Consider the following 24,105-nt stretch of genomic DNA (forward strand, 5'->3'; position numbering starts at 1 on the left):
TGCCTGGAGGGGTGCCGTATGGCCTCCATAAAGATACCTAAGGTACGTATGTTTGCGCTCCATGCGGCGCGTACCTCCGTCCTTCCGGGGCCCGCCCCGGCGGAAAGGTGAGAAGCCATGATCCACACGTCCCGTCCCGCTCGCCGCGTACTGATCTCCGGAGCAAGTATCGCGGGCCCCGCGCTCGCGCACTGGCTCGACCGCTACGGCTTCGAGGTGACCGTCGTCGAAAAGGCCGCCGCCGTCCGCGGGGGCGGGTACGCGATCGACATTCGCGGCACGGCCCGTGAGGCCGTGGACCGCATGGGTCTGCTGCCGCGTCTGAGCAAGGCGCACGTCGACAGCCGGCGGATCACCTTCGTGGGCGCGGCGGGGGAGACGGTCGGCACGCTGCAGCCCGAGCAGCTGACCGGGGGAGAGGCGGGCCTCGACCTCGAAGTCCGGCGCGGTGACCTGGCCGACGCGCTCTACACCCCGCTGCGGGACCGGGTCGAGTTCCTCTTCAACGACTCGATCGCGACACTGGACGACACCGGGGACGCCGTACACGTCGTCTTCGACAGCGGGATACGCCGCACGTTCGACCTCGTGGTCGGCGCGGACGGACTGCACTCGAACACCCGCCGGCTGGTCTTCGGACCCGAGGAGCCCTTTCACCTCTACCTCGGATACGTCTTCGCGGGCTTCACGCTGCCGAACGAGTTCGGGCTCGCGCACGAGGCCGCCATCTGGAACGATCCGGGACGCAGCGCGGTCCTCTACGCCCACGAGCCCTCCGACCGGGTGCACGGCTTCCTCACCTTCACCCGCGACACCCCGCCCCTCGACGCGTTCCGGGACCCCCGGGCCCAGCGGGACCTGGTGGCGGCGCGCTTCCCCGAGCAGGTCTGGCACGTGCCGCGTCTGGTCGAGGGCATGCGCGAGGCCGACGACCTCTTCTTCGACGTCGTGAGCCAGATCCACATGCGTACCTGGTCCCACGGGCGCGTCGTCCTGGCGGGCGACGCCGCGCACGCCACGTCGTTCATCTCCGGCCAGGGGTCCAGCGTCGCGCTCGTCGGCGCGTACGTCCTGGCCGGCGAACTGGCCACGCACGCGGACCACACCGAGGCCTTCGCGGCCTACGAGCGCAGGATCCGTCCCTTCGCGGAGCGCAACCAGGCGCTGGCCACCAGCGGCGGCCCGGCGGTCACCCCCGCGACGCGGGAGGATCTCGAGGCCCGCAACGCCCTGCTCCGCGACCCGGAGGCGGCGGCTGGGGCGCTGGTGACCGAGAGCGCGCTGGAAGGGCGCGCGGCACACTCGGCGATGGAGCTGCCCGACTACCCGCGGGCCGCCTGAGGGCGGAGCCCACGGGCGCGGGTGCGGGTGACCCGCGAGAGCGCCCGTGGGCTCGGTCCCGGACGGCCCGCGGGTGCGCCCGGGGCTCCGTCCCGGGCCGTCCGGGCTGTCCCCGATCGTCGTCGCCCGCAGGCCGACGTTTCCGTGATCCGGCAAGACGAAGAGGCGTGTTCTGCCGGTGGTGGGCATGGGTGGCCTTCCGTCCGGTGTGCTCGAATACGCGGAGCGAACGGGGGAGGCGCGGTGAGATACAAGGCGGCGGCACGGTCCGTGGTGTGGCTGCTCGTCGCCGTCGCGACTCTCGTGACGGGGGTCGTGGCGGCCGGGCAGATGGGCCGGGCGCTGGACCGGGAGCGGGAGTACCGGGCCGCGCCGGCCTGTGCCTCGGTCCCGGTGCGGGCGGCGGGGTGTCTGTGGGAGCAGGAGTTCACGGTGCGGACGGCAGACACGCACCGCGGTGAGCGGGGTCGGTCGCCGGAGGCGGAGTTGTTGCCGCCTTCCGGCAGGTCGTGGGAGGTGACGTTCCGGGCGACCGACCCGGTGCTGTCGGAGCTGGAACCGGCCGACAAGGTCGTCGGCGTCATCTGGCACGGGCGGGTCGTGGAGGTGCGGGACGCCGACGGCCGCCGGCAGCAGACGAGTGCGGGCCCCGTGGGAATGCCGGAGGGTCACTTCGGCGGCGCGCTCGCCTGTCTCTCGGTCGGCCTGACCGCCCTCGTCGGTGGCCTGTGGCCCCTCTTCGCCCGGAGAGACCCACGGCACGCGAAGGCGGCGGCCGTGGTGCGGTGGCATGGTGTCGGCATGGGTGGCGCGGCCGTCCTGACGCTCTGGGCCCAGGAGTCCAACGACTGGCCGCTGTGGGCGATCCCGGCGATCTGGGGACCCCTCGCCCTCCTCGCGTCCGCCTCGATGGTGGCCTTCGCCGTCGCCGCCCTGCGCGGGGACCTGGACGACGAGGCCACGCCGACCCCACCGGTGCCGGTGGCTGCCCGGCCGCCCTCGGCGGGCGGGCCGGACGGGGCGGCGACAGGGAAGGAGCGCGGCAGCTCCTGAGGTGGGTCAGCCCGCGGAGGTGCCCGCTGCGGCACCCGGACTTGAGGAGTGGCCCGGCGCCGGCCAGCCGTGCGTGAGCAGGTCGAACACCGTCTCCACAGTCGCGCGCGGATCGTGCCGCCCCGCTGCCAGGGCCGGCACTTCCAGCACGAACCGTGCGAGCGCCGAGCAGGCGAGATCGTCCGCCTCCCGGCCGAGTTCCTCGGCGATCGCGGCGCTCAGGGCGCCCGCATGCCGCATCCACATCCGTTCTCCGTACTCGCGGAGCGCGGGCGTGCCGTTGACCAGCGCGGTGAATCGGTCGCGTCGTGGGTCCGACGCGACCGGCACCCAGGACCGCAGCGCGTGGGCGCGCAATGCCTCGACCACGTCCTGGCCCGCGGGCCGTTCGCGGACGGCGGCCGTCAGCCGTGCCTCCACGTCCCCCTCGCGGTCGAAGACCAGTGACTCCTTGCTCGGGAAGTGCGCGAAGAGGGTCGTTGTCGACACATCGGCTTTCTCGGCGACGTCGCGGACGCTGACCCGGTCGAAACCGTGCTCCAGGAAGAGTTCCAGGGCCGCGTCGGCGATGGCCTGCCTGGTCGCCGCCTTCTTGCGCTCGCGACGGCCAGGGTTCGGAGAGTCGGGCATGACGCCACTCTAACGCACAACTGGAACGAAGCAGAAACTGGCGCGAGATCGAAACTGGAACCGTTGCAGTTTCTTATTCGTTTCTGCTTTAGTGGTTTCGGCGGGTCGCGGCATCGCCGCAGGCCCCACCCACGAAAGGAACCCACCATGAACGCTCCGACACCGGCGGGCGCACGCATCAGCGTCATCGGTGCGGGCCCCGGAGGCCTGACCTGCGCACGCGTCCTGCGGCAGCACGGCATCGCCGTGACGGTGTACGACCGTGACCCGGACGCGTACTCCCGCGACCAGGGCGGCTCGCTCGACCTGCACGAGGAGGACGGCCAACTCGCCCTTCGCGAAGCGGGCCTGCTGGAGGAGTTTCTCGCGCTCGCCAGATGCGAGAGTCAGGAGATGCGCCGCTTCGACCCGGCGGGGCGCCTCCTCGGCCACCACCTGCCGGACGCGGGCGAGACGTCCCGCCCCGAGATCGACCGCGGTCAGCTCCGGGACCTGCTGCTGCGATCGCTCGACGCCGGGACGGTGCGGTGGGGGCACACCCTGGAGTCGGTGAGCGGGCCGGCCGACGGGCCGCGGACACTGACGTTCACCGACGGGAGCACCGTGGAAACGGACCTCGTGATCGGAGCGGACGGTGCCTTCTCCCGCGTCCGTGCGGCGGTTTCCGACGCCGTGCCGCGCTACACCGGGGTCGGCTTCCTGGAAGCCTGGTTCGACGACATGGAATCCGCACACCCGGAGCTGTCCGCACTGGTCGGCCAGGGCAGCGCCCACGTGGCAGACGGTGAACGCGGCCTGTTCGCGCAGCGCAACAGCGGTGGTCACATGCGGGTCTACATCATGCGGCGAGCCCCGCTGGACTGGATCACCGCGAGCGGGCTCGCTCCGCAGGACACCGACGGCATCCGCGCACATCTCCTCGACGAGTACGCCGGCTGGGCGCCGCGCATACTCCGGATGATCACCGAGAACGACGGGGTGTACGTCGACCGTCCGCTGTTCGCCCTGCCGGTGCCGCACACCTGGCGGCACTCGCCCGGCGTGACCCTCCTGGGAGACGCCGCACACCTGATGCCCCCGCTCGGCGTCGGCGTCAACCTCGCCATGCTCGACGCCGCGGAACTCGCGCTCGCCCTCGCCGGTTCCGCGACCGTCGACGACGCCGTGCACACCTACGAGAAGACCATGCTCCCGCGCTCCGCCGAAACCGCCGCGATGCTCGAGGGCGGCGCCGGGTTCCTGCTGGAGGAACCGGACGCCGACGAACTCGCCCGGTTCGGAGAGCCCGGAGCGGGCCCCGGGCACGGGGAGCAGCCCGTGGTCGGCCATTAGTCTCATGCCATGGCCGCGCTCCTACCGTTCGTGATCCTCGCCGGAGGCCTTGTCGTCGTCCTCGGCCTCTTCACCTGGCTGGCGGCACGCATACGCCGCCGGGGTACGGCGGGCGGTGCGATGAGCGCGGCCCTGGCCTCCTACGAGGAGGCGTTCCGCGTCACGGCTCACGAAGCCCATGTGGAGATCCGGGCTCAGACGGACCGCAGGGCCCCGCTCCTTTCGCCCGACGACCACCGGGGGCGAAGCCCCGCTGTCACGGACGGGGACAAAACGGGATCTCGTCGCACGACGCGACGGGATCCTCGCCGCTCGCGACGCGGCCGCCTCGGCCGCTGGTTCGGCCGACGGCCCCCTCGCGACCGGGATCGCCGGTGATCACGAGGGGGCGGGCGTCACACGCCTCGGCGCCTCCTAACAGCTGAGGTTGCCGCCGGGCTCGACGCCGAGGAGCTGGGTGAAGCGCTCGTAGTTGTCGATCCGGCTCTGGACCTGCCCGGGATTGCCCCCGTCGCACTCCAGGCTGCCGTTGATGGAGCGGATGGTCTCACCGAATCCGGCACCGTTGACCATGGCGTCGTGCGGGGTCATGGTGCCGGGCCCGGTCTGGGTGTTCCAGTACCAAAGGCCGGTCTTCCAGGCCACGGCCGAGTCGTTCTGGACCAGGTCGGGGTTGTTGAGCAGGTCGATGCCGAGGGCGTCTCCGGCGGCCTTGTAGTTGAAGTTCCAGCTGAGCTGCACGGGCCCGCGACCGTAGTACTTGTCGTTGCCGGCCGGGCAGCCGTACGGCTGGGTGGCATCGCAGTAGTGCGGGTAGTTGGCGGTGTTCTGCTCGACGACGTGCACCAGTCCGCCGGTTTCGTGGCTGACGTTGGCGAGGAAGGCCGCGGCCTCCTGCTTCTTCACCGTGTCGCTGCCGGTGTTCGAGAAACCCGGGTAGGCGCTGAGCGCGGCGGTGAGACCGCTGTAGGTGTAGAAGGAGTTCCTGCTCGGGAACATCTCGTTGAACTGGCCCTCGCTGACCACGAATTCGGCGGCGGAGGCCCGGGTGTGGGACTTCTCCGCGACGGCCGACGGCGCCATCGTCAGGGTGCACAGGGCGGCGGCCGCGCCGGTGGCGGCCAGCAGTGCGAGTTTGCGGTGCTGCACGGTATCGACTCCTGCTCGGTGGGGGGAACGGCGTGGGGGGGAGGGCGGTCTGCTCCACCCGGCCCGTCAGCCGCCGACGTTGACGTCGATGCAGGCGTAGAACGCGTTGCTGGTGTCGGCGACGTTCCACACGGCGAGGACCTTCTGCTGTCCGGTGAGCCCACCGAAGTCGACCTGGTGGTTCACCACCGCTCCGGGCTTCGCGCCGCCGTCGTCGAACAGCGCGATGCGCTGGCCGCCGACGTAGTACTCCCAGGTGCTGGTGGCGTGCTGCGCGGTGAGCTGCCACGAGAACGTCGTGTTCTTCGACACGGGGGTGACGGTCCAGCCCTTGCTGTCGTCGTCCAGCTCCGCGAAGCGGCTGTTGCCGCCGCTGCAACTGCTCAGGCCCTTGGGGCCCTCGACGCTCTGGGGCTCGTACGTGATGTCGCCGCAGGACACCGTGCCCGCGGCGCACTGGGCCTGACGGCTGGGCGGGTCGGAGATGTAGCCGTGCGCGCTCGCCGAAGAGGCGGGCAGGCTCACGGCGACCACGGGGGCGAGGGCCGCGCCGATCAGGGCAGCGGTCTTCCGACGTGCGTGCATGGGGAACTCCTTCACATCAGGCCGTCCCGGGGCGCGCGCGGTCATGTGTGGGGGGACCGCGCACGCCGCGTACGGCCTCTCGTGGGTGGGGCCAAGAGGCGCGAAGGTGACGCGCACTCACCGTCCAGGCGGGGAATCGGGGCCCCGGCAAGGATCAACTCCGCAAGCGGAGCGGCGAGTTCTGTTGGACTAGACCATACAAGCGGTCGACGTGACCGTGTCAAGAGTGTGTGACCGGCGAACCGGAGCCCGGCCGGTCGGTCCGGCCGGACCCTACTTGGATTCGAGCCGGCCGAGTGGGTGGGTGTCCCCGGCGAGAGCCTTCCGCGTCGCCGTCCAGTCGGTGCTGTCGATGTCGAGGGCGTGGCGGAGGTAGGCCAGGGTGACCCGCTGGACCAGGGCCACGTGGGCGGGGTTCTCGTCGGTGGCCTCCGCGGCGTCGTAGCCGGAGATGCCGCCGAGGAAGTGTTCCGCGCCGAAGAGGGTGAGGAGGCTCTTCCCGCCGGGGCTGAGCACGTACGGGTCGGCCGTCCAGTCGGCGCCGCGGACGGTGAACGGGAGGTCGTCCCGGTCGCCCGCGACCACGAGGGCGGGGGTGGTCATGTGCGTGAAGTCGGGATCCCTGAGCCACGGGAGGTTCTCCGCCGCGAAGGGTGTCAGGTCGCTGCCGCCGGTGCCGGCAGTGGCGAGCAGCACACCCGCCTTGACCCGGGGGTCGGACAGGTCCTCCGCCCTTCCGGTCTCGGGGTCGCGGACGCGCAGGCCCAGCAGGATGCCCGCCGTCTGGCCGCCGAAGGAATGGCCGGCCGCCGCGACACGGTCGCGGTCCAGGCGTCCGCGGAGACCGGGGACGGCCGCCTCGACCACGTCGAGGTCGTCGAGGACGCGCTTCATGTCCTCGACGCGGAATCGCCACATCCGTGGCCTGCGGGGGTCGTCCGCGGCAAGGGCCAGTGTCCTGGAGTCGAGATGGGTGGGCTGGATCACCACGAAGCCGTGGGCGGCCCAGTGGTCGGCGAGCGGGCCGTAGCCGTCGAGCGACGAGCCGAAGCCGTGCGCGAGAAGGACGACGGGCAGGTCGTGCCCGGTCACCGGCGCGGACACGCGCAGGCGCAGGTCGTCGCCACGCTCCGGTGCGTGGAGCACGACGGGCTTCACCGAGACGACGGGGTTCACCGAGGCGACGGGTGCGGCGGCGGGGGCACCGGTCGCCATGTCTGATGCGGTCATGATGGGGCGCTTCTCTCTGTCGGCGGACGGCGTGGGAGAAGGGCTCAGGGGTGGTGTCGAGCCCTCTTGGGTTACGCTAAAACCTCACGTTGACGTGAGAGGCAAGTCGTCCGACGGACCCACGAGAGGAGGCGCGGGATGCGCATCGGGGAGCTGGCCGGCAGAACGGGCGTCAGCGTGCGGGCGCTGCGCTACTACGAAGAACAGGACCTGCTCGTTCCGGAGCGCAGTCACAGCGGCCAGCGGCAGTACCCCGAAGGCGCGGTCGACCACGTCCGGCTGATCCAGCAGCTCTACGCCGCCGGCCTGTCGAGCAGCGCCATCGTCGAGCTCCTGCCCTGCGTCGTCGACGGCAACGCCACGCCGGAACTGCTGGACCGGCTGTCCAGGGAACGGGACCGCATCGACGGCCGGATCACCGAGCTGGTCGGCACCCGGGACAGACTGGACTCCGTCATCACCGGCGCCACGACCAACCTGCGCACGGGCCGGTCGTGCCGCGCCCGGACGGGGTGAGGCCGCTCAGCCAGCGTGCCCCGCCCGGCCCCTGTACCGCCCCCGTTCAGCGCAGCGCGGCCACCAGCGCGTCGCTCGCCGAGCACCACAGCTGTCGTACCTCGCCGAACCCCTGCTCCCGCAAGGTGTCGACGTGCCAGCGGGTCGCGGTCGGCCGGTCCCCGCGCTCACCGGCCGGGCGAGGCTCGCGCGGATCCCCCAGCAGGGCGAACCGGCGCACCGCCGGTTCGGCGAGTACCGGGTCGACGGCCACCTCGTGCCACCAGTCGGCCCAGTCGAGGGCTCCCTGCCGGCGCTGCCGCTCCTGGCGTGCGGTGTGCAGGGTGTGCAGGGCGGCGTTGAGCGCGGGCGCGGACTCGTCGGTCATGTGGTCGGCGTTGAGGAACACCCCGCCCTCACGGACCACGCCGGCCAGCGTGCCGTAGAGGCGGCGCAGCGAGTCCGTGTCCAGCCAGTGCAGGGCCGTGGCGGTCACCACCGCGTCGTAGGACGCGTGGGGAAGCCGGTCGGTCCAGTCCGGGTCGGTCAGGTCGGCCTCGGCGAAGGTCACGCGCTCGTCCCCGGCGAAGTGGCCGCGGGCGATGGCCAGCAGGGCCGGGTCGATGTCCACGCAGACGGTGGTGGCGCCGGGCAGGCGGCGCAGCAGGCGGTCCGAGATGCTGCCCGTTCCGCAGGCGAGGTCGAGGACGCGTGGCGCGGGGCCGGTCACCGCCTCGACCGTGTCGAGCATGACCCGGAAGCGCTCTTCCCGGTCCGGCATGTACCACTCCTGCTGACGGTCCCAACTGGTCTGCCAGCGCTGCCAGTCGGACGCGGCGGTGGTTGTCATGGGATGGGGTGTTCCTTTCACTTGGCCGCCAGGTGCCTCGAGCGCAGCAGCAGGCGGGTCGTCTCGGAGCGGGGAGAGGTCAGGACGGTGTCGCACGCGCCGCTGTCCACGACGGTGCCGGCGTCGAGGACCACCAGGTCGTCGGCCAACTGCTCGACGAGCGCGAGATCGTGGCCGATCCACAGCACGGCCGTGCCCCGCTCCGCCCTGAGCCGGGCGATCTCCGCCACGACGAGTGCCGTGCCGGCGGCGTCGAGGGCCGTGGTGATCTCGTCGCAGATCAGTACGTCGGGTTCGGCGAGCAGGGCCCGCGCCAGGGCGGCCCGTTGCAGTTCGCCGCCGGACAGGGACGCGGCGTGCCGGGACGCGTGCTCCGGTGTGAGACCGAGCCGCTCCCACATCTGCAGCGCCTGCTGTCCGGCCTGTGCGGGCGCCAGTCCGCGCAGCCGTACGGCGGTGCGGGCGACCTGTTCGAGGACGGTGCGGCGTTCGTCGAAGGAGTTGCGCACCTCCTGCCAGACGTACTGCACCGCACGTGTCTGGCGCGGGGTGCGGTGGCGCAGCACGGGAAGCGGTGCGCCGCGGAACGCGACCTGTCCGCGGTGCCGCTCGTGCAGACCGGCGAGGCACCGGGCGAGGAGGGTCTTGCCGCTGCCCGACGGGCCGACGACCGCGGTGCACCCGCCTTCGCGCACGCCGACCGTCACGTCGTGCAGTACCTCGCCCCGCCGCCCGGCGCGCAGCCATGCGGAGAGGCCGCGCGCTTCGAGGACGGGGGCGGCGGTCCCGGCGTCCGGTGCGGCCGGCCCGTCCGGCGCGGAGGGAACCCGGGCAGTGGGCGGTGCCTGCGCAGGCAGTACGTCCGCGGTGGGGCCCGCGGCGGTGACGCGGCCCCGGTCCAGGAGGACCGTGCGGGTGGCCACCGCCCGTACCAGGCCCAGGTCGTGGCTCAGCAGCAGGAGGGTGAAACCGTCGGCCACCAGCCGTGACAGCTCGCCCGCCAGCCGCAGGCGCGCCACGGTGTCGAGGCCGGTGCTGGGCTCGTCGAGCACCAGGACCCGCGGTCCGCAAGCCAGTACCTGTGCGAGCGCCACCCGTTGCCGCTGGCCGCCGGAGAACTGGTGGGGAAAGCGCCGCCGGGTCGCCGCGGTGTCCGGGAGCCCGGCGGTCCGCAGGGCCGCGGCCGCGTGGTCCGGCGCGGCGGCCCGGCCGCCCTCGGTGTCCGGACGGTGCAGACGGGCGAGTTCGGTCAGGACCGAGCCGATCCGCCGGGCCGGGTTCAGGGCGTGGGCCGGGTGCTGCGGCATGTAGGCGACGACCCGGCCGCGTACCTCCGCCGCCGAGCCGGTCGGCCCACCGGAGTCGACCACCTGGGTGCCCGACACCCGCACCGTGCCGGTGAGCCGGACCCCGGGCGCGGCCTCGCCGAGCAGGGCGAGCGCCGCGGTGGTCTTGCCGCTGCCCGAAGGCCCCACCAGGGCGGTCGCCTCGCCGGGCTCGACGGTGAACGCGACGCCGTCCAGCAGCATGGCCCCACCGGCGCGTGCCGTCAGGCCGCCGACCTCGATCACCGGTTCCACGCCGCCGCCTTCCCCTCGGTTGTCGCGGCGCGCGGCAGCAGGCCGTCCGCCAGCAGATTGGCGCCGACCGTGAACATCACCAGCATCAGTGTCGGCGCGCAGACCGCCCAGGGCTGCACGAACAGCGCCTCCCTGCTCGCGGCGATCACCACACCCCAGTCCGGCGAGGTCGGGTCCAGGCCCAGCCCCAGGAAGTTGGCGGCGGCCACCGTGAAGACCGCGGCGCCGACCCGGGTGCCCGCGTCGGCGGCGGCCACCGGCAGCACGGCCCGTCCGACGTGCCCGAACAGAATCCGCGCCGGCGACTCGCCCTGAAGCCGCATGGCCTCGGCGACGGGGCCACTGGCCGCGTCGAGCGCCGCCGCCCGCAACAGCCGCGCCACGGCCGGTACGTTGAGGGCGGCCACCGCCAGTGCCACCGCGACCGGGTCCCCACGCCAGCCGACTCCCACCACACTGATCACCAGAAGCGAGGGGAGCGGCAGCAACAGCTCCACGGGCCGGATGAGCAGGTCGTCGACGAAGCGGCTGCGAGAGGCCGCGGCCGCCAGCCCGAGCACCCCGCCGACGAGCACGGCCAGGGCCACCGCGGCGCACGCCACGCCCAGGGCGCTGGCCCCGCCACGCAGCACCAGCGACAGCACGTCCCGGCCCAACGCGTCGGTGCCCAGCGGATGTCCGTCACCGAGGGCGTACGGCATTCCGTCGGAAGGGATGTCGGCGGACGTCACCAGCGGGCCGACGACGGCCGTCGCCACCGGCGGCGCCAGGAGCACCGCGCCGCCCCACACCCGCCGACGGGGCCGGGACCGTATGCCGCTCATCGCAGCACCTCCGAACGGGGAGCCAGGCGCTGGGTGACGAGATCCGCCGCCAGATTGAGCAGACAGGCGACGGCGGCGAGGGTCAGGGTGAGCGCCTGGACGGTGGGCACGTCACGGTTCTGCACGGCCGCCACCAGCGCCGTCGCGGTGCCGGGAACGGCGAACACCGCCTCCACGACGAGTACACCGCCCAGCAACTGGTCCCCGGTGCGGGCCAGTTCCTGTACGCCCGGCACGGCTGCATTGGGCAGCACGTGCCGCAGCACCAGCCGCGTCGGCGGCACCCCCAGACGGCGGGCCTGCACCGTGTAGCCGGAGTTGAGCGACGTGATCGTGCCGGCCCGGATCTGCCGCGACAGCACACACACGGTGCGGGCCAGCAGGACAGCCACCGGCAGCACGAACAGTTCCGGGCGCTGCCACCAGCCGTCGTCGGCGCCCACCCACGTGGAGGGCAGCCAGCCCAGCCGCAGCGAGAAGAACGCCACCAGCAGCAGGGCCAGCACGAAGTCCGGTATCGACGTCAGGGTCAGCGTCACGGCGGACACCACACGGTCCGTACGGCCGCCGGCCCGCAGCCCCGTCAACAGGCCGACGGCGACGGCCAGCGGGACCAGCAGCAGGAGTGTGACGCCGGCCAGCGTGGCCGTCACCCCGACGGTGGAGAACAGGGCGTCGCTCACCGGACCGCCGCCCACCAGCGAGGTGCCGAGGTCACCGGTGAGCAGGTCCCCCGCCCAGTCGACGAAGCGCTCACCCAGCGGCCGGTCGAGACCCATCTGCTCGCGCAGCTGAGCCACCTGGTCGAGACCGGCCTGCTCGTTGAAGTCGACGGTGGCCGCGTCGCCCGGCAGCAGATTGGTCAGCAGGAAGACGACGACGCCGAGCACGGCGAGCTGGACGACGGTCCACCCGCACCGCCGCAGCGCGTACCGCAGCACCTCAGTCCAGCCAGACCGTGTCGAACCGCGCCCAGTCCACGGTGTTGGGCGGAGCCTCCTTCACGCCCCGCAGTGTGCGGGAGACGGCGTTCAGCCACTCCGGGTGCGCCCACAGCGCCAGGCCGCCACGATCGCGGAGTGTCGTCTGCACCGACCGGTACGCGCGGGTGCGTGCCGCGTCGTCGGTGACGGCCCGCGCGGCGGCGAAGGCCTCGTCGAAGTCCCGGCGCTCCCAGGCGGTCGCGTTCTGCGGCGCGTCGGTGAGCAGCCGTTCGCTGATGTAGGTGGGGATGGGCATGGCCCCGCACCGGTGGTTGGTGACGGTGCCCTTGCTCAGGACGTCCGTGAAGTAGGACTCCGGGGGCCCGTTGACGATCTCCACCCGCAGTCCGGCCTCACCCGCCTGCTCGGTGAACAGGTGCGCGGCCTGCGCGAAGCCGTCCGCGGCGGTGGAGGTGTAGAAGGAGACCTTCTTGTTGTACAGGCCGGTACGGCGCAGCAGCCGCCTGGCCTCCGCGACGTCCCGCTCGCGCTGCTCCAGGCCGTCCGGGTAGTACGTGAACCCCTTGCCGTACAGGTCGTTGCCGATCTCGGCGCGGCCCGCGCAGACCACGTCCACGAGCCGCTCGCGGTCGAGGAGGAGCTTGACGGCCAGCGCCGCGTCCGGGTCGTCGAACGGGGGCCGGTCCGTCTTGAGGGCGAAGCCCTGCACCCCGCTGCGCGCGGTCGCCACCACCCGTACCCGGCTGTCGTGTTCGACCGTACGGGCGAAGGTCGGCGTCATCTCGTGCGCGTAGTGCACCTCGCCCGCGCGCACGGCGGCGGCCCGCGCCTCGGTCTCGGCGGACAGGATGTGCACCTCGTCCAGGTGGGCGGCGCCGCCCCAGTGGTCGTCGAACCGGCGGCCGGTGAACTCGCGTCCGCCGGTGAAGGACACGAAACGGAACGGGCCGGTGCCGACGGGGCGCCCCGGGTCGTTCCAGCCGTCTCGGACGACGGCCGTGCCGGTCATGGCCAGCAGTGTGGGCAGTTCCGCGTTGGGCCGGGTGAGGGAGATCTCGACGCCGTGCCGTCCCACGGCGCGGCAGTTGGCGAGGTCCACGTGGGACAGCGACTTCTTCGCCAGATGGTCCGCGGCGTCGGGGTCGAGGATCCGGGAGATGCTGTACAGGACGTCCTCGGGGGTGAGGGCGTGCCCGTCGTGGAAGCGGGCCTCGCGCAGCTCGAACCGCCAGACGCGGGCCGAGTCGTCACTGGACCAGGAACGCGCCAGCCGGGGCACGGGCCGCAGGGTGGCGTCCAGGTCGACGAGCTTGTCGAAGACCGCCTTGTGACGGGCGATGTCGACGAACTGCCGCTGCGCGTGCGGATCCATCGTCTCCTTGACCCCCGCGCCCGGGAACACGGCTCGCAGACTCCCGCCCTCGCGGGGCGTGGAGGAACCCGAACCGCCCGACGCCTGGCAGCCCGTGAGCAGACCGGCACCCGCGGCGGCGGCCGCCGCGAGGACGCTGCGGCGGGACAGGGGGACCGGCATGCGTACGCACCTTCCTGCTGACTGTCTGCTGATCGTTTCGACGGATCAGCATATGCATTCAATAAGTTGTTGCGACAGTCATGCAATAGTGCCCGGAGGTGGGATGGAGCACTCGGGGCGGCCCGGCGGCTCGGGGATGTGCACGGACCGGGGAGGCGCACGGACCGGCCCCGGTCGCGGACCGCACCCCCGCGTGGGCCAGAATGGGCGCAAGAGGCGACGGGGACCAGGAAGCCGGTGCGAGTCCGGCGCGGTCCCGCCACTGTGACCGGGGAGCGATCCTCCTGCACGCCACTGTCCGCGCGAGCGGACGGGAAGGCGGAGGCGAGCGACGATCCGGAAGCCAGGAGACTGACCCGTCGCCGGTCCGCAGGCAGGGGCGAGGACACCCCGGAGAGGATCGGCTGTGACGACGCATGCCCGCACGGAGACCGTACGGCGGCCCGAACCCGGCAGACGGGGGGTGCTGGCCGCCTCGGGCGCCCTGGCGCTGACCGCGTCCGGTCTGCTCACCGGCTGCGCCGGGGACGGCAAGGACGGAGCGAGCGGCGACCGGTTCCGGGCCGCGTTCACGGCCGGCGGCTCCCAGGAGACCCTCGACCCCCATGTCGCCCCCAACTTCGTCGACCAGGCCCGCGCCAAGGCCCTGTACGACACGCTGGGCACGTACGCCGACGACATGTCCGTGCGCGAGCGGCTCGCGGAGTCCTGGGAGAGCGACGCCTCCGGCACCCGGTGGCGCATACGGCTGCGCAAGGCCGCGTTCCACGACGGGAAACCCGTCACCGCGAAGGACGTGCTCTACAGCTACCGCCGGGCCGCCGACCCCGCCACCGGCTCACCCTCCCAAGTGCTGCTCTCCGCGATCGACTTCGACGCGAGCGCGGCCGACGGCGAACGCTCCGTCGTCCTCGTGCTGAAGGCCCCGAACTTCGAGTTCCCCACCGCCTTCGCCGGCCCCGGAACCGAGATCGTCCCCGACGGGACGACCGACTTCCACGAGCCCGTGGGCTCCGGCCCCTTCACCTACGTGTCGTTCACGCCCGGCGGCACCGCCCGCTTCCGGCGCTGGGCGGACCACTGGGACGGCGCCCCGCACATCGCCGAGCTGGAGATCGTCCCCGCCAACGAGGAGTCGGCCCGGCTCAACGCGCTGCTGTCCGGCCAGGTCCACTACGCCGCAGACATGGCGGGCGCCTCCGTGGAACGGCTGAAGCAGGACGGCTCGACACGGCTGCTGACCGCGCGGCGCGCCACCGCGCAGCAGCTCCTGCTGCGCACCGGCCGCACGCCGTTCGACGATCCCCGGCTGGTGCGGGCCGTACAACTGGGCATCGACCGGGAGGAACTGGTCAGGGTCGCCCTGGCCGGCCACGGCGAGGTGGGCAACGACCTGTTCGGACTGGGCCTGCACGGCTACCCGGACGACCTCGGCCCCCGCGAACGGGACGTCGAGGAGGCACGGCGGCTGGTGAAGCAGGCCGGTGCGCAGGGGCTGCACCTCACCGTCGAGACCAGCTCCGTCGACGCCGCCTGGGAGCCGGCCGCGGACCTCATGGCGGGGCAGCTGCGCGAGGTGGGGCTGCGGCTGACCGCCAACACCCGGGCGTCCAGCACGTACTTCAGCGAGATCAAGACCAAGGGTGTCGCCGCCTTCAACACCACCTCGACCCTCCCCGTCTCCGACTTCCTCGAGCAACGGGTCCGCGGCGGCGCGGCCCGCAACCAGACGCAGTACGCCTCGAAGAAGTTCGACGAACTGCTGGAGCGCTCCCGCACCAGCCGGGACGAGCGGCAACGGCTCGCGCTCCTGACCCGTGCGCAGAAGATCGCCCGGGACGCGTCGGGGCTGCTGGTGTGGGCGTTCTCCGACGCCAACGACGCCGTCGCCCGGTCGGTGAGCGGCCTGCGCGCCGCCCCGCCGAACTCGCACGACTGGGCCCGCTTCGACCGGGTCCGCGTCGGCTGACGTGCGCGCCTACGTCCTGCGCCGCTCCCTGTTCGCCGTCCTCCAGTGTCTCGTGGTCCTGGTCGCCGTGTTCGCCGTGGGCTCCCTGCTGCCGGGCGACACCGCCGACGTGCTCCGGGGCGAACTGGGCACCCCCGAACAGGTGGCCGCGCTCCGTACCCGGCTGGGCCTGGACGAGCCGGCCTGGACGCGCTTCGGCCACTGGCTCGGCCACCTGGTCACCGGCGACCTCGGCACCTCCCTGACGACCGGGCTGCCGGTGGGCGACGACATCGGCCGCCGGGCCGGAGTGACGCTGCTGCTGGGCCTGCCGGCGCTGCTGCTGGTCACCGTGCTGGCGCCGCTGCTCGGCACGGTGTCGGGGCTCAGGGAGGGCAGCCGGGTGGACCGGATGCTCAACACGGCGGCCGTGGTGCTGCACGCCGTCCCGGAGTTCGTGCTCGGCCTGCTGCTGGTCGCCTCGGTGTCGCTGTGGGCCGGACTGCTGCCCGCCACCGCCGTCGGCATGGACACGGCCACGCTGCTCGCACAGCCAGCCGTACTCGTGCTGCCCGTCACCGTCCTGACGGGCCGTCACCTGTGCGACCTGGCCCGGCAGATCCGCGCCGGGGTGGCGGCCCAGCGGCACGGTCCCGTCGCCCGCCACCTGCGGCTGCTGGGCGTGCGGGAGCGGACGGTGGTGCTCCGTCATGTGCTGCCGGGCGCCCTCGGCCCGGCCGCCCAGCAGTTCGCGCGATGTGTGGAGGGGCTGCTGGGTGGGGCCGTGCTGGTGGAGGCGGTGTTCGGCTTCCGCGGCCTCGGCACCGGCTTCGTCGAGGCGGTGCAGAACCGGGACCTGCCCCAGGTGCAGACGTACGCGCTGTTGTTCGCCGGCACCGCCGTCGCGGTGAACCTCGCCGGTGACCTGGTCGCCCACCGGCTGGCGCCGCGCCGGGAGGTGACCGCGTGACCCCGTGGACGAAGGACGCCGTCGCACGTGCCGCCGCCCCGGCCCGCGGCCGCCCGTGGACCGCTCTGGCGCTGCTGGGCGTGCCGGTCCTCGCCGCCTGTCTGGGCCCGCTGGTGGCCGGGGACGCGCCCTCGACGCGGGGCGCGCTGCCGTCACGGCCGCCGGGCGCCGGGCACCCCCTCGGCACGGACGTCATCGGCCGCGACGTGCTCTGGCTCGTCCTGCACGGAGGAGCCTCGGTACTGGCAAGTGCCCTCGGCGCACTGCTGGTCGGCCTGGCCGCCGGGGTGCCGCTGGGACTGCTGGCGGCCGGCCCGGGACGCCGCCTCGACGAGACGGTGATGCGCGCACTGGACCTGCTGCTCGCCTTCCCGGGACTGCTGGTGCTGATGACCCTGGCCGCGACGGGACACCGTGACTGGTACTGGCTGGTGACGGTCGCCGGAGTGCTGCAAGTCCCGGCCGTCGCCCGCCTGGTGCGCTCGGCCGCCCTGTCCCCGGGCTCCCGGACGGTCGTCGAGGCGCTGCGCATGCAGGGGCGCGGCTGGGCCTACATCCACTTCCGCCACCTGGCACGGGAGTTGGCGGCACCCCTGGCGACCGACGCGGGCGGCCGGTTCTCCGTCGTGCTGTACCTGCTGGCCTCCGCCAACTTCCTCGGTCTCGGCCTGCCCGCGTCCTCCCCGGACTGGGCGGTGCTCATCGAGCGCAACAGCGACGCCCTGTTCACCCAGCCCGCCGCCGTGCTGGTGCCCGCCGGTCTGCTGACGGCACTGTGCGTCGGCGGCAACCTTCTCGTGGACCACGCCCTCGCCCACCACAGGAGAGACCGGTGACCGCTCCCGGCGCCCACGTGCCGCTGCTCGACGTCGCGGAGGTCTGCGCGCATGCCGACGGGGCGGCGCGTCCCTTGCTGGACCGGGTCGCGCTGACCGTCGAGGCGGGCCTGGTCACCGCCGTCGTCGGCGCGTCGGGCAGCGGCAAGACGACACTCGGCCTGGCCGTCCTCGGCGCCGCCGCGGACCGTGTGCGACTGACCGGACGCGTCCTCCTCGCGGGCACCGACCTGCTGCTCCTGCCTCCCGGCCGGCGCCCCGCGGCCCGCGCCGGAGTGGCCGCGCATCTGCCCCAGCACCCCGAGACCGTGCTCGACCCCGTCCGCCGGGCCGGCGGAACCCTGACCGAACTGGCCGCCCTGGGGCACCCGGGCCGGACCGAACGCAGGGCCGCCGGGCGCCGCGCGCTGACCTCGGCCGGTCTGGACTGGGAGACGGTCCGCCGACGCTTTGCGCACCAGCTCTCCGGCGGCCAGCAGCAGCGCCTGGCACTCGCCTCCGCCCTGGTCACCGGGGCGCGGCTGCTGGTGCTGGACGAGCCGACGAGCGGCCTGGACCCGGCCCTGACCCGGGCGCTGGGGCACACGGTGCGCGCCCTGGCCGACGACGGCGCCGGCGTGCTGCTCCTCAGCCACGACCTGGCGTTGGTGCGGGAGACCGCCGACCGGGTCGTCGTACTCGAGCACGGCCGCCGCGTGGACCACGGGCGGACCGCGGACGTCCTCGGCAACGGCGGCCCCGGCCCCGGCACCGGCGGCCCGAGCCCCCGTACCGGACCGGCCGCCGCCCGGCATCGGGCCACCCGGGACCTGCTCGCCGCCGAACGCCCCACCGGGCCGGTCCCGGGGGCCGCCGGGGCAGTGCCCGCCCCGGCTCCGGACGCCCTCGGCGAGGTCACCGCCTCGGAAGTCGCCGTACGCCGTCGCACCGGCGACCTGCTCACCGGGCCGGTGTCGATGGCGTTCGCACCCGGCAGCAGGACCGCGCTGCTCGGACCCTCCGGTGCGGGCAAGACGACCTTCGCCCGGGTGCTGGCCGGCCTGACCACGCCGACCCAGGGGGAGGTACGGTTCGCCGGGCGCCCGCTGCCGCGCCGCCTGGACCGGCGCTCGACCGCCGAACGCCGCGTCGTCCAGTACGTGCACCAGAGCAGCGCCGGGTCCTTCGAGGCGCACCGCCCGGTCCTGGACCAACTCGCGGACACGGCGCGGCTGCTGCGCGGCCTGCCGAAGGCGGAGGCGAGGGCCGGGGCGACGGAGGCGGCCGAGGAGCTGGGGCTCGACGAGGGGCTGCTGCGCCGGACCCCCGACCGGCTCTCCGGCGGCCAGCTCCAGCGCTGTGCGCTGGTGCGGGCGCTGACGGCACGCCCCGCGCTGCTGGTGTGCGACGAGGTGACGTCGGCCCTCGACACCGTCTCCCGGCAGCGGGTCCTCGACGCGCTGCCCCGCCTGCTCGCCCCGGCCGGCACCGCCCTGCTGTTCGTCAGCCACGACCTGCCCGCGGTGCGGGCGCTGGCCGAGGAGGCCGTACTGCTCGAGGAGGGCCGCTGTGCGCGGCGCTGTGAGGTGTCCTCCCTTTGCACACCCTGACGTCAATATGTACTGTGCATATCGAGTGCATAGTGCACATGCGATACACGGAGCAGGGGAAGCAGCCATGAGTTCACCGGGCCTGCGGGGCAAGTCCGCCATCGTCACCGGCGGTGCCTCCGGCATCGGCGGGGCCATCACCCGACTGTTCGTCGCACGCGGTGCCCGGGTCGTCGTCGTCGACCTGCGGCAGGAGGCCGGGGAGGCCCTCGCCCGTGAACTGGGCGCATCGGTCGTCTTCCGGTGCGGCGACGTGTCCGACCGGGCCGTGGCCGACCTCGCCGTCGCGACGGCCGTCGAGCACTTCGGCGCACTCGACGTACTGGTGAACAATGCGAGTGTGTCGCGGCAGAAGCCGTTCGAGGAGCAGACGGACGGGGACTGGGACCTCGCCATGAACACCGGTCTGTACGCCACGCGCAACTTCATGCTCGCCGCCCTGCCCGAACTCAGGAAGTCCGGCAACGCGTCGGTCGTCAACTTCGGTTCCGGTGCCGGGCTCGACGGCCAGCCCAACCAGGCGTCCTACGCGGCGGCGAAGGAGGCCATCCGCGGCCTGAGCCGGGTCGTGGCCAACGAGTGGGCGCCGCTGAACATCCGCGTCAACGTGGTCTGCCCGATGGCCCTGACGGCGGGCGTGGCCCAGTGGGCCGAGGCCCGGCCCGAGCAGTACGCGCAGTCCGCCGCGAAGGTGCCGCTGGGCCGCTTCGGCGACCCGGACCGCGACGTCGCCCCGGTCGTCGCCTTCCTCGCGAGCGACGACGCCCAGTACATGACCGGCCAGACGGTCATGGCCGACGGCGGCGCGATCAAACTCCGCTGAGCCGTACCTCAGTCGCCGGGGGAGGAGGGCTGAGCGCCGCCGCCCTCGCGGGACCACGCGAGTCCCTCCAGGTGCTCGATGCCCTGGTTGAGTTCGATCAGCAGATCGAGGAACCGCTGGGTCTGCTCGCCCGCCCAGCCGGACGCCTCGACGAGCCGTGCGGTCCCGGCGCGGCTGATGGCCCGGTCCGCCTCCAGGCGTTCCAGGCCGAGTGGGGTGGGCCGGAACTTGCGCGCCATCCCGCCCTCGGGGTCGGGGATGCGCTCCACCAGGCCGTTGCGGAGCATGGCGCTGACCTGGCGGTTGATGGTGGAGACGTCCACCTGGAAGGTGTGCGCCAACTCCTTGAGCGTGAGTGGCTCCCCGGTCTCCAGCCGGGTCAGCAGCACATAGGCCGAGCGCTCCAGGCTCTGGCCGATGCGGGGGCCCCGCGAGGCGACGAAGTGCCGGGTCAGCAGGGTGAGTTCCCGTTCGAGATCACTCAGCCGGCGCTCTTGATCGCTCATGTCCGTCCCGGTCCTGTCCCGCCGCCGTTGCCCGCTCGTGCCGCGTGCATGGTACACATGCCGCCGGTGTGCGAGGCCTGCCGACCGCCACCCCGCATACCGTGATCGACTCATCCGCGAGCCACGACGACACCGACGTCGCGACGGCCGACGCGACGGGCACGACACGCCGATGGAGCCCACCGCGGCCGCGCGTCGTGTCCACGACGCCGGTGCCGGCCCGGGTCGCGACAGGAAAGCGCGCCGCCAATGTCACCGATGGTGCTGACCTGACCGAGGGGGTGCACTGCGCCGCGGGCATCGCGCTGTGCCGGGCGGCCGACGCCGGGACCCACGGCCTGCCGCTGTCGGCGATCCGGAGCGCTCCGGCGCCGACCGCGACCGGCGTCCGTAGGGCCGACCGGGTAGAGGATGCCGTACTCGGCGCCGTACCCGGTGCCGCACGCCGGAGAACGACCGTGCCGCTGCTAGTTTCGCCAGCCGTCGGAGAAATCGGACGTCTCGGTCGGAGACGTATGCCGTTCGCAGAGGGAGCACGGGTGACTGGTGTGCGCGAGGACTCATCGGGGACGGGCGCCCCGTTCGGGCGAAGGACCTTCGTGGCGTCGGCCGTTCTGACGGCCGCCGCGCCCGTCTCGGCCGCCGGCCCCGTCCGGGCGGCCGAGTCGCCGAAGAGCGCCCCGTCCGGCCGCCGTTCGGTGGCGCGGCTGCTCGCCGTCCCCGAGAGCGGCCGGGGCGTCGACTGGCTGAGGGAGGCACTCCAGGTCGCCGTAGCGCTCGAACTCGCCACGATCCCGCCCTACCTGTGCGGATGGTGGTCCGTCGAGGACCGCGGGAGCCACGCCGCACGCCTGATCCGGCGCATCATCGGCGACGAGATGTACCACATGGGAGTGGTCTGCAACCTGCTGGTGGCCGTGGGCGGCCGGCCGCGGATCACGGACGCGGCCCTCGCCTACCCCGGCCCCCTGCCCGGCGGGGTGCGCGACGGAGTGAACGTCTACCTCTCGGGTCTCACCAGGCCCTTCGTGCACGACGTGATGATGGCGATCGAGGCACCCGAGGCCCCCCTCGCCCGCAGCGTGAACAACTCGCCCAGCATCGGCCACTTCTACGACGACCTGCTGGCCGCCTTCAGGTCCACGGCACCCGAACTCTCGGCCCGCGGGCAGTTGTCCGAGCGCATCGGTTCCGACGTCCTGGAACCCGTGGCCGACCTCGACGGCGTCGAGCGCGCGATCGAGGTCATCAAGGAGCAGGGCGAGGGCACCACCAGTTCCCCCGAGGACGCCTTCCAAGACGACTACCCGGCCCACTACTACGCCTTCGGTGAGATCTACCACGGGCGGCAGCTGCGCCAGGAGGACGACGGCTGGGAGTTCACCGGCGCTCCCGTGCCCTTCCCCGAGGCGCGCCCCATGGCCCGTGTCCCGGCCGGCGGATGGCCCGACCCGCCGCAGCGCGTCAAAGACCTCCTCGACCGGTTCGACTCCGCCTACGCCAAGGTGCTGAGCACCCTCGAGGCGGCCTGGGCCGACGGCGACGCGCGCACGCTGGGCTCGGCGGTACGGACGATGCGCGGGCTGGAGAGCCCCGCACTGGAGCTGATGGAAACCACCATCCCGGGCGCCCCCGGCAACTACGGCCCCCAGTTCCGCCCGCCGCGCACGTGACGCCCGGCGGGACGGTCAGTGGTGGCCGGCGAGGTCGCCGCCGAGCCGTGCGCGCAGGAGGGCGCTGTGCTCGTTGAGTCCGACGATCTCGACCCGCTTGCCGCGCTGCGCGTACTTGGACTCGATCGCGTCCAGGGCGGCGACGGACGAGGCGTCCCAGATGTGGGTGGCGGACAGGTCGATGACGACACTGTCGGGATCACCGGCGTAGTCGAACCGGGTGACCAGGTCATTGCTGGAGGCGAAGAACAACTCGCCGGTCACGGAGTAGACGACTTGGCCGCCGTCCGGGTCGGTGACCGACGTGACGTCGGCCAGGTGCGCCACCCGCCTGGCGAAGATCACCATCGCGGTGACGGAGCCGACCACGACGCCGATGGCGAGGTTCTCGGTGGCGACCACGACGGCGACGGTGACCGCCATGACGAGGATCTCGCCGGCGGGCATCCGCCTCAGGGTCCTCGGGGCGACGGAGTGCCAGTCGAACGTCGCGAAGGACACCATCACCATCACCGCGACCAGGGCCGCCATCGGGATGTCGGACACGATCGGCCCGAAGACGATGCACAGCACCATCAGGAACGAGCCCGCCAGGAACGTGGACAGGCGGGTACGCGCTCCGGACACCTTCACGTTGATCATCGTCTGGCCGATCATGGCGCAGCCGCCCATGCCGCCGAAGAAGCCGGTGACGATGTTGGCGATGCCCTGACCGATCGACTCACGAGTCTTGTCGGAGCGGGTGTCGGTGATGTCGTCCACCAGCTTCGCGGTCATCAGTGACTCCATGAGCCCGACCAGGGCCATGGCGAGCGCGTACGGGGCGACGGTCGTCAGCGTGTCGAGGGTGAACGGCACGTCGGGCAGGCCCGGCACCGGCAGCGCGTGGGGCAGCTCCCCCTTGTCGCCGACGGTGGGCACCGCGATGCCGGCCGCGAGGGTGATGACGGTCAGGACGACGATCGAGACCAGCGGCGCCGGGACCACCTTGGTGATCCTGGGGAAGAGCACCATCAGCACGAGCCCGCCCCCGACGAGCGGGTAGACGGGCCAGGGCACGTCGGTCATCTCGGGCACCTGCGCCATGAAGATGAGGATGGCGAGGGCGTTGACGAAGCCGACCATCACCGAGCGCGGTACGAACCGCATCAGCTTCGCCACGCCGAGCGCGCCGAGAACGACCTGGAAGACGCCGGCGAGGATGACCGCCGCGACGAGGTGGCCCAGGCCGTGCTCGCGGTTCAACGGGGCGATCACCAGCGCGACGGCGCCGGTCGCGGCGGAGATCATGGCGCGGCGACCGCCCACGACCGAGATGGTGACGGCCATGGTGAAGGCGGCGAACAGGCCGACCTCCGGGTCCACCCCGGCGATGATCGAGAACGAGATCGCCTCGGGGACCAGGGCGAGGGCGACGACGAGTCCGGCGAGGACCTCGGTGCGCCACACCTTCGGGTCGGAGATCCAGTCGGGCCTGAGGCCGCGCAGCCGCGCGACGGGGGAGAGCGCAGGAACAGACAAGAGGGCGGTACCTGTCATGGTCGGGCACGCCCGGCAGCGAGGGACGTGCGGAAGAATGCGAGGACGGGACCGGACCCGACCGGTGCGGGGCCCGAGCGGCACCGGGGGCTTCCTCGGCCCCGGCAGGGCATCACGGGTCGGGTCTCCCGCATCATGTGGAGTGCCGAACGGCACGGCGGCCCGGCACCCGGGCAACTCTACCCTAACGTTACGGTAGAGATCGAAGCCGCTGCGGCGGCAGGGCGGACGACGAGGAAGGCACGCGGGTGAGCGACGGGCACATGCAGATCGGCGAGGTGGCGTCGAGGACCGAGTTGTCACTGCGCACGATCCGGCACTACGAGGAGACCGGCCTGGTCGTCCCCTCCGCCCGCTCCCAGGGCGGCTTCCGTCTCTACACGGAGACCGACGTCGCCCGCCTCATGGTCGTCCGTCGTATGAAACCGCTCGGCTTCACCCTCGACGAGATGCGCGACCTCCTGGCGGCCACCGACCGCCTGGACGGCGATGACGCGCGGCTGTCGGCCGGTGAACGCGAGGAGCTCCTCGAGCGGGTACGCGCCTTCGAGCGGGCCGCCCGGCAGCGGGTCGCCGACCTGCGGACCCAACTGGCGCGGGCGGAGGAGTTCGCCGCGACGCTGGCCGACCGCCTCACGGGCGCGAGCGCCCCCCAGGGATGAGCCGTGCGGCCG

Annotated in this window: 22 protein-coding genes, 1 pseudogene and 1 riboswitch; of the genes and pseudogenes, 12 read left to right on the top strand and 11 right to left on the bottom strand. The window is 72.9% G+C overall.

Features of this window, described 5'->3' with window-relative positions:
• The first annotated feature begins 117 nt into the window (after positions 1-117).
• Together ACGH7X_RS37670 and ACGH7X_RS37675 are read left to right on the top strand one after the other, a co-directional pair.
• Positions 118-1,341, top strand: a complete 1,224-nt coding sequence (locus ACGH7X_RS37670; RefSeq protein ID WP_399894620.1) for an FAD-dependent monooxygenase — start codon at positions 118-120, stop codon at positions 1,339-1,341.
• A 243-nt stretch (positions 1,342-1,584) separates the two neighbouring features.
• Positions 1,585-2,394 (top strand): hypothetical protein, encoded by an 810-nt coding sequence (locus ACGH7X_RS37675; RefSeq protein ID WP_399894623.1) that lies wholly within the window; start codon positions 1,585-1,587, stop codon positions 2,392-2,394.
• Positions 2,395-2,400: 6 nt separating this feature from the next.
• Here the strand turns inward: ACGH7X_RS37675 and ACGH7X_RS37680 are convergent, their stop codons facing one another.
• Complete coding sequence (locus tag ACGH7X_RS37680) at positions 2,401-3,024, bottom strand: TetR/AcrR family transcriptional regulator (protein ID WP_399894626.1); 624 nt, start codon at positions 3,022-3,024, stop codon at positions 2,401-2,403.
• A 147-nt stretch (positions 3,025-3,171) separates the two neighbouring features.
• Here ACGH7X_RS37680 and ACGH7X_RS37685 point away from each other — a divergent pair, with 147 nt between their 5' ends.
• Positions 3,172-4,356: an FAD-dependent oxidoreductase gene (locus tag ACGH7X_RS37685; RefSeq protein ID WP_399894629.1), complete on the top strand. Its 1,185-nt coding sequence runs from the start codon at positions 3,172-3,174 to the stop codon at positions 4,354-4,356.
• Positions 4,357-4,770: 414 nt separating this feature from the next.
• Here ACGH7X_RS37685 and ACGH7X_RS37690 read toward each other — a convergent pair whose 3' ends face one another.
• The 3 genes from ACGH7X_RS37690 to ACGH7X_RS37700 all read right to left on the bottom strand — a co-directional run bounded on the left by ACGH7X_RS37690 (position 4,771) and on the right by ACGH7X_RS37700 (position 7,320).
• Complete coding sequence (locus ACGH7X_RS37690; RefSeq protein WP_399894632.1) at positions 4,771-5,505, bottom strand: chitinase; 735 nt, start codon at positions 5,503-5,505, stop codon at positions 4,771-4,773.
• A 66-nt stretch (positions 5,506-5,571) separates the two neighbouring features.
• On the bottom strand, positions 5,572-6,090 hold the full coding sequence (locus tag ACGH7X_RS37695) for a lytic polysaccharide monooxygenase auxiliary activity family 9 protein (RefSeq protein WP_399894634.1): 519 nt from the start codon (positions 6,088-6,090) through the stop codon (positions 5,572-5,574).
• Positions 6,091-6,363: 273 nt separating this feature from the next.
• On the bottom strand, positions 6,364-7,320 hold the full coding sequence (locus ACGH7X_RS37700) for an alpha/beta hydrolase family protein (protein WP_399894636.1): 957 nt from the start codon (positions 7,318-7,320) through the stop codon (positions 6,364-6,366).
• A gap of 138 nt (positions 7,321-7,458) precedes the next feature.
• Between ACGH7X_RS37700 and ACGH7X_RS37705 the strand changes: the two genes are divergently transcribed.
• Complete coding sequence (locus ACGH7X_RS37705; protein WP_399894639.1) at positions 7,459-7,836, top strand: MerR family transcriptional regulator; 378 nt, start codon at positions 7,459-7,461, stop codon at positions 7,834-7,836.
• A gap of 46 nt (positions 7,837-7,882) precedes the next feature.
• Here the strand turns inward: ACGH7X_RS37705 and ACGH7X_RS37710 are convergent, their stop codons facing one another.
• From ACGH7X_RS37710 to ACGH7X_RS37730, 5 genes are read right to left on the bottom strand one after another with little or no spacing between them, the layout of a single operon-like run.
• Positions 7,883-8,665, bottom strand: a complete 783-nt coding sequence (locus ACGH7X_RS37710; RefSeq protein ID WP_399894642.1) for a class I SAM-dependent methyltransferase — start codon at positions 8,663-8,665, stop codon at positions 7,883-7,885.
• Between the two features lie 17 nt (positions 8,666-8,682).
• Entirely contained in the window at positions 8,683-10,245 is a 1,563-nt protein-coding gene (locus ACGH7X_RS37715) for an ABC transporter ATP-binding protein (RefSeq protein ID WP_399894645.1), read from the bottom strand.
• On the bottom strand, positions 10,233-11,069 hold the full coding sequence (locus ACGH7X_RS37720; RefSeq protein ID WP_399894648.1) for an ABC transporter permease subunit: 837 nt from the start codon (positions 11,067-11,069) through the stop codon (positions 10,233-10,235). Before ACGH7X_RS37720 ends, ACGH7X_RS37715 begins: the two co-directional genes overlap by 13 nt.
• Positions 11,066-12,010, bottom strand: a complete 945-nt coding sequence (locus tag ACGH7X_RS37725; RefSeq protein ID WP_399894651.1) for an ABC transporter permease — start codon at positions 12,008-12,010, stop codon at positions 11,066-11,068. Before ACGH7X_RS37725 ends, ACGH7X_RS37720 begins: the two co-directional genes overlap by 4 nt.
• A gap of 1 nt (position 12,011) precedes the next feature.
• Complete coding sequence (locus ACGH7X_RS37730; RefSeq protein WP_399894654.1) at positions 12,012-13,547, bottom strand: ABC transporter substrate-binding protein; 1,536 nt, start codon at positions 13,545-13,547, stop codon at positions 12,012-12,014.
• A gap of 225 nt (positions 13,548-13,772) precedes the next feature.
• Positions 13,773-13,901, top strand: a riboswitch (cobalamin riboswitch).
• Between the two features lie 52 nt (positions 13,902-13,953).
• On the opposite strand from ACGH7X_RS37730, the gene ACGH7X_RS37735 reads away from it, so the two are divergent.
• From ACGH7X_RS37735 to ACGH7X_RS37755, 5 genes are all read left to right on the top strand, one after another.
• Complete coding sequence (locus tag ACGH7X_RS37735) at positions 13,954-15,516, top strand: ABC transporter substrate-binding protein (protein ID WP_399894657.1); 1,563 nt, start codon at positions 13,954-13,956, stop codon at positions 15,514-15,516.
• A gap of 1 nt (position 15,517) precedes the next feature.
• Entirely contained in the window at positions 15,518-16,465 is a 948-nt protein-coding gene (locus ACGH7X_RS37740) for an ABC transporter permease (RefSeq protein ID WP_399894660.1), read from the top strand.
• Positions 16,462-17,301: an ABC transporter permease gene (locus ACGH7X_RS37745; RefSeq protein WP_399894663.1), complete on the top strand. Its 840-nt coding sequence runs from the start codon at positions 16,462-16,464 to the stop codon at positions 17,299-17,301. Before ACGH7X_RS37740 ends, ACGH7X_RS37745 begins: the two co-directional genes overlap by 4 nt.
• Entirely contained in the window at positions 17,298-18,890 is a 1,593-nt protein-coding gene (locus ACGH7X_RS37750; RefSeq protein WP_399894664.1) for an ABC transporter ATP-binding protein, read from the top strand. Before ACGH7X_RS37745 ends, ACGH7X_RS37750 begins: the two co-directional genes overlap by 4 nt.
• A gap of 67 nt (positions 18,891-18,957) precedes the next feature.
• Positions 18,958-19,713 carry an SDR family NAD(P)-dependent oxidoreductase gene (locus ACGH7X_RS37755; protein ID WP_399894666.1) on the top strand — a complete coding sequence of 252 codons (756 nt, stop codon included), beginning with the start codon at positions 18,958-18,960 and terminating at the stop codon, positions 19,711-19,713.
• 8 nt (positions 19,714-19,721) lie between these two features.
• Here the strand turns inward: ACGH7X_RS37755 and ACGH7X_RS37760 are convergent, their stop codons facing one another.
• The gene (locus tag ACGH7X_RS37760; protein WP_399894667.1) at positions 19,722-20,219 is read right to left on the bottom strand and encodes a MarR family winged helix-turn-helix transcriptional regulator; all 498 of its coding nucleotides are present in this window, start codon (positions 20,217-20,219) and stop codon (positions 19,722-19,724) included.
• Positions 20,220-20,404: 185 nt separating this feature from the next.
• Between ACGH7X_RS37760 and ACGH7X_RS37765 the strand changes: the two are divergent.
• Together ACGH7X_RS37765 and ACGH7X_RS37770 are read left to right on the top strand one after the other, a co-directional pair.
• Positions 20,405-20,578: pseudogene (locus tag ACGH7X_RS37765) on the top strand (phosphatase); the annotation flags it as partial.
• A gap of 240 nt (positions 20,579-20,818) precedes the next feature.
• Entirely contained in the window at positions 20,819-21,892 is a 1,074-nt protein-coding gene (locus ACGH7X_RS37770; RefSeq protein ID WP_399897622.1) for a ferritin-like protein, read from the top strand.
• Positions 21,893-21,907: 15 nt separating this feature from the next.
• Here the strand turns inward: ACGH7X_RS37770 and ACGH7X_RS37775 are convergent, their stop codons facing one another.
• Complete coding sequence (locus ACGH7X_RS37775) at positions 21,908-23,413, bottom strand: SulP family inorganic anion transporter (RefSeq protein WP_399894670.1); 1,506 nt, start codon at positions 23,411-23,413, stop codon at positions 21,908-21,910.
• A 281-nt stretch (positions 23,414-23,694) separates the two neighbouring features.
• On the opposite strand from ACGH7X_RS37775, the gene ACGH7X_RS37780 reads away from it, so the two are divergent.
• Positions 23,695-24,093: a MerR family transcriptional regulator gene (locus tag ACGH7X_RS37780; RefSeq protein WP_399897625.1), complete on the top strand. Its 399-nt coding sequence runs from the start codon at positions 23,695-23,697 to the stop codon at positions 24,091-24,093.
• Positions 24,094-24,105: the final 12 nt, after the last annotated feature.

The sequence above is a fragment of the Streptomyces sp. BBFR51 genome, assembly GCF_044591655.1.
Classification (GTDB): domain Bacteria; phylum Actinomycetota; class Actinomycetes; order Streptomycetales; family Streptomycetaceae; genus Streptomyces.